This is a genomic window from Streptomyces shenzhenensis (assembly GCF_021462265.1).
GTDB classification, from domain to species: domain Bacteria; phylum Actinomycetota; class Actinomycetes; order Streptomycetales; family Streptomycetaceae; genus Streptomyces; species Streptomyces shenzhenensis.
Genome location: NZ_JAJONF010000206.1, coordinates 1 through 429 on the forward strand (window position 1 = coordinate 1; position 429 = coordinate 429).

Below are 429 nucleotides of genomic sequence, written 5' to 3' on the forward strand. Positions count from 1 at the left end.
TACCGCGGTTCTGCTGGAGGAGGGGATCACCGGCGAGGATGTGGCGCCGGCGATCGGTCGTCCGCTGCCCAACGTCCGTACCTACGTCCTCGACGCCTATCTGCGGCCGGTTCCCGCCGGTGTCACCGGTGAGTTGTATGTCGCGGGTGACGGTCTGGCGAGGGGTTATGTGGGCCGTGCGGGTCTGACGGCGGAGCGGTTCGTGGCGTGCCCCTTCGGCGACGGTGATGGGCGGATGTATCGCACGGGCGACCTGGTGCGCTGGACGACCGACGGGCAGCTGGAGTTCGTGGGGCGTGTGGATGAGCAGGTGAAGATCCGCGGGTTCCGGGTTGAGCTTGGCGAGGTCGAGGCGGTTCTCGCTGCGCACCTGGGGGTTGAGCAGGCGGTTGCGGTGGTGCGAGAGGGCCGTCTGGTGGGTTATGCCGT

At 68.3% G+C, this 429-nt stretch carries 1 protein-coding gene; it reads left to right on the top strand.

The window, feature by feature from the left end:
- On the top strand, positions 1 to 429 hold a 429-nt coding region (locus tag LQ326_RS47480; RefSeq protein ID WP_234545419.1), incomplete at both ends, for an AMP-binding protein.